This is a genomic window from Desulfosporosinus metallidurans (assembly GCF_001936615.1).
Classification (GTDB): domain Bacteria; phylum Bacillota; class Desulfitobacteriia; order Desulfitobacteriales; family Desulfitobacteriaceae; genus Desulfosporosinus; species Desulfosporosinus metallidurans.
Window position 1 is genome coordinate 1 of record NZ_MLBF01000110.1, and the last position, 4,612, is coordinate 4,612.

A 4,612-nucleotide genomic window follows, 5' to 3' on the forward strand; every position below is an offset into this window, starting at 1 on the left:
TGCTGTCAATGTTTTACATATTTTTCGTGTCCCACGAGGGAAACCACAGGGCGCAGCCCGGGCATTTGCTATCCTGATAGCAAAGTGACTAAATCAGGGTTATGCTAAAGGTTTTCAAAACCTAGTGGAAAAGAATCGTAAGAGCTTGCCAATATATCGACTGATTGTCAGCACCTGTATTAAGAGTTAAAGGTTAAAATTATTAATCCTGCAAGAACTATAGGGAGTTGGTAACGTGCTGTGCGTGCGAGGACTTTTGGGCTTCGATTGTAAACGCTTATCTCAAGGGCAAAGTGTAATATTAGCTGGCCCGTGCCAGATCGGTGGGACCTCTCTAGCGTTAGAGGGTATAAGGCGACTTAAACTCAAAGATCATTATGTTATAGAAAAATACTTTACTGAAAAAGAAAGTGCCAAGGATTCCAATAGATCAAAACTTATCAAAATGATGGATTTCGCCCGGGAAGACGATACAATATACATTAAAGATTTTTCTCGACTTGCTAGGAGTACGCAGGATCTTTTAAACATAGTTAAGCAGCTGGACGAAAAGGGTGTTAAATTAAGATCATTAAAGGAAAATCTTGATACTAACACTAGTACAGGAAAATTAATGTCCACTATGATCGGGGCAATATATGAGTTTGAAAGATCAAACATGTTGGAGAGACAAAAAGAAGGTATTGCAATTGCTAAATCTAAAGGGGCTTACAAGGGTAGAAAGAAAATTGAGAAACCGGACAATTGGCAGGAAGTATATCCAAGGTGGAAAAACAGGGAATTAACGGCTAATAAAGCGATGGAGTTATTAGGTCTCAAACGAAATACGTTTTATAAATTAGTGATAATGAGCGGATCGCTCTATACCAGAATACAATTAAAACAAACATTAAGTTGTTCTTATGCGACAGGATAAGCTAAATTACGCAGCAGGAAAAGCAAACAATAAAGAGAAATCGATAATATGACGGAAATAACTATTATAATCTATTCAAATAAGAAGGGACGTTACGAATATGAGCTATGAAAGCATTGCGGAACTGGTTCACGGCTTAGTGAAAAATCCCAATAGTATACTGCCGGCGGAACTAAAAACTAATGAATTTACTATTATCCAAAGAGTTTTTTCCGAGTATAAGGTATGTGGGGATATCGCGACGTTTGGAACTTTACCATTAGGTTTTTGGGCGTAAAAGGGAATGGACCTTCAGCTTGATCAAGTTATTACGGCCGAAATTAATAAAATTCTGACGAGAGTCCAACTTAGTATCGAAATGATCGTTATGATTAATTCCTCGTTGAACGCTGACAGCAAGACCGGTGAACTGTTTAAGTGGGCCCACTTAACACTTATGAATTGTGAGTGCGTAGGCGGAGTGCCCGAAGTTGCGCTGCCAGGCGCAATTGCCATGGAATTATCTGCCCTGGCGGCCGATATTTTTGATGATATTCAAGATCAGGATAATGATGATCTGCCATGGCGCCAAATCCCCCCAGCTAACGCTCTGAACCTTGCTATCTGTTTAAGTATGTTAAGCAGTGAGGCTGTTTCGACGTTGCCTGATGATAAAGATAGCAGACTCTACAGGGAAGTTAGCCAAATTCTGAGCCATATGTGGATAACGGCCAGTGATGGCCAATTCCAAGAAGTCCTGTTTGACACTTGTGAGCAAGTTGCGCTTGATCAATATTTTGAGCTGGTCAAGCGTAAGTCAGGAAGCTTAACGACCTGTGCCTGTAAAATCGGCGCAACTTTAGGCGGCGCGTCTGAATCGTTAGTGCTTCAATTAGAACAGTTTGGGACAAACTTGGGTATTATGAGCCAAATTAGGAATGATTTAAACGACTTTTTAAACTTCGAAAAGAAGAAGGATTTTGTTAATCATAAAAAAACCCTTCCTTACGTCTACCTTCTCAACGTTCTAAAAGGTAAAACAGCCAAACAGTTCAAAGAATTGACTCAGATAGAAGCCAAGGGGTTAATGGGGTTCGGGAAGGAAGAACAAGACTATTTAAAACAACTGGCCATTGATGAAGGGGCTGTACATTACTGCAGAGTGATGTATGAAATATTTCGGGAAAAGGCAAAGGAAATCATTCAAGCAATTCCCGTTCCGGAAAAACGGAAAGAGAAGATGATCAAACTTGTTGAAGAAAGTGTTTAGGCGACAAGCATATTATTATGCAAGTGTCGCCTTTCTTGTAGTGTGGTTCGTATATACTGTCGCTGTTATTTATCATCCCTACGTAGGTCTTGAGCTTGAGAATGTCAATGGACAATGGATCGTGACTTACAGCGATCCTCAGGGTGTAGGGTACAAATCAGGGGTACGAGTCGGGGACTTGATTTTCAAAATCAATCAGGATGATCCGGGTAAAAACCGCTTTGTTCAGATATGGAGTGAGGCGGAAGGGGCATCAACTCTCGAAGTCCGTAGGCTTGACCAGCCGAACGATCAGATGATTAACATTCCTGTACTTCCGATTTTGCAGAATTCACTAAACGAAATTCCTTTAGCAATCCTAGGGTTCGTTTTTTGGCTTTTAGGGTTTATAACCTGGTTTAGACGTCCTTTTCTAGTTCAAGCCCGTGCTTTATTTTGGCTAAACTGGTGTATTGGTTTGGCTGTCGTTCTGGCTCCGGTTTCAAGCCGTGATTTGCTATTGGCTAGGGAATTAGAGCTTATAATCTTTTCGGCAGTACCTATCTTTCTCATTAATTTTGTCTCGGTTTTACCGAACGAAAATAAAAAGAGGGTAAATCGGTGGGGCTGCCTAATGTTAATCTTGATGTTCGTAATCATATTAATCGTAACCGTGCTGCAATCTGTCGGTATTGTCCATTTTTTTAGTCCATTAAGAAAACTGGTCTTAGCAACAATGAGCATTGGCATCTTTTTCGCACTTTGGAATTTGGGGACCTTGTTAATTTTGCCAAAAGATAAACCAGAAAAAAACACCGCAAATATTCTACTTCTGGGCATGGTGATAGGATTCTTACCATTCGTTCTCTTGACGGCGATTCCTATTATCTTTGGCTTTCAACTGATAATGGATGCCCATGTTAGTTCCCTATTTGTTTCTGTAATTCCAGTTATTTGGTATTATGCCATTGTCAATAAATATTTGCCGGATAGTCGTAGGCTTTTAAGAACTATAATTTCTTATTTCACTGCCGGAGTGATTATTAGTTTTGTCGTTTCTTATCTGTACTTCGTTTTAAAGTTATCGAGTACATTTAACCTCGTACTGTATCTTACCACGCTATCATTTACCATGTTGTTTATCGTTTGTTTTTGTCTGATTAGAGTTGTGGTAAATAAACTGTTAGACAAATATTTATTTCCAGAAAGAAAGCAAACTTTTAAGAAACGGATGCTTGAATTAAATGAAAGCCTGTCTATGCTTAATGAAGAGGATCAGATGTTAGAAGAGTTGACTAAAAACCTAGGGATTGAGGGAGCTTTTATCATTGTAGAAGATGCTAAAGGAGGATACCTAAAGAAAGCTGTCGGAAGATTCTCTGGAAATCCAAGTGAACAAGTCGAACTGGAGGGATTTCTTCGGACTGATCAAAAGATTAACTTAGATGCGAAAATTCTCCCTAAAGATTTTCCAGCTGAACTCTATATCCCTGTTATTTCTCATGATTATATGTTGGGGATATTTTTAGGCCACCGTTATTCCTGCGTCAAATTTGAACTAGATGAACTACCGTTAATAACGTTGATTTCTAGTCAATTAGCTTATCATCTAGTAACAATGTTGGTTATTAAGGAACTATCGAAAGAAATCAAGGACTTAGCTCAAAGATCTCTTGACTCACGACGAAGGCATCAGGGCCTTCAAGGAATAACGACCTCATTATTTAGAAACTTTGAGAAAGAGAAAAAATCAATAGCCTATGATATTCACGATGGGCCATTGCAGTTAGGGCTAGATTTGGATCGATGGCTAAAATACCTTGTTGAAGAATACCCGGCCAATGGCAATGACAAAACGGTCGAGGCTATTTCTCATATGCGGGAGGTAGTTGAAAACTTAAACTTTGAACTTCGTCTAATATGTAATGATTTGCGTCCTCCATCCTTAACTGATTTAGGATTGCTTTCTGCTATTGAATTGTTGTGCGAAGAAATAATGAAAAAAGAGCTGTTGCTAATTTCCTTGGAGACGAAAGGCATTAGCCACGGAGAACGCTTTAAGGAAGAAGTAGAATTAGTCGCCTACCGTTTTTTACAGGAAGGAATTACGAATGCCGTGAAACATTCGGATTCTGACAAAGTGAAGATTCGTGTTGAGCTGAACGAAGCTGGAATTGAACTCACTGTTAAAGACTTGGGTAAAGGTTTCGATACTAGTAAGATAGATGATTGGTCGTTAACTGGTGCCCATTTCGGAATAGTCGGAATGAAGGAAAGGCTAAAAGGCTTGGGTGGTCAACTGCAAATCAGTTCAACAATTCATCAAGGAACTATGCTCAAAGCCACTATCCCGATAACATTAATAGATGGATAAACACGAGGCAATGATCCCAAAAAATCAAAGATTTCTAGATAAAAGAGGAGATAGGAGTGTCTAAAGAATCAGAACAAGTAAAAGTCTTAATCGT

Annotated in this window: 4 protein-coding genes; all 4 read left to right on the plus strand. The window is 39.3% G+C overall.

Translation table 11 applies throughout. The features are described 5' to 3' along the window. Positions 1 to 235: 235 nt before the first annotated feature. The 4 genes from DSOL_RS25505 to DSOL_RS25515 all read left to right on the plus strand — a co-directional run bounded on the left by DSOL_RS25505 (position 236) and on the right by DSOL_RS25515 (position 4,518). Positions 236 to 916, plus strand: a complete 681-nt coding sequence (locus DSOL_RS25505) for a recombinase family protein (protein ID WP_235839006.1) — start codon at positions 236 to 238, stop codon at positions 914 to 916. Positions 917 to 1,016: 100 nt separating this feature from the next. Continuing rightward, positions 1,017 to 1,193, plus strand: coding sequence for a hypothetical protein (locus DSOL_RS28295; RefSeq protein ID WP_170871627.1), 177 nt, complete (start codon positions 1,017 to 1,019; stop codon positions 1,191 to 1,193). Positions 1,194 to 1,199: 6 nt separating this feature from the next. Further along, entirely contained in the window at positions 1,200 to 2,165 is a 966-nt protein-coding gene (locus DSOL_RS25510; RefSeq protein ID WP_075367509.1) for a polyprenyl synthetase family protein, read from the plus strand. Next, the gene (locus tag DSOL_RS25515) at positions 2,146 to 4,518 is read left to right on the plus strand and encodes a sensor histidine kinase (RefSeq protein WP_075367510.1); all 2,373 of its coding nucleotides are present in this window, start codon (positions 2,146 to 2,148) and stop codon (positions 4,516 to 4,518) included. The genes DSOL_RS25510 and DSOL_RS25515 overlap by 20 nt, the downstream gene beginning before the upstream one ends. The last annotated feature ends 94 nt before the right edge of the window (positions 4,519 to 4,612 follow it).

Bases quoted from the DNA above. Each gene is read 5' to 3' on its own strand.
- DSOL_RS28295 (WP_170871627.1), top strand. From the start codon at position 1,017: ATGAGCTATGAAAGCATTGCGGAACTGGTTCACGGCTTAGTGAAAAAT.
- DSOL_RS25510 (WP_075367509.1), top strand. From the start codon at position 1,200: ATGGACCTTCAGCTTGATCAAGTTATTACGGCCGAAATTAATAAAATT.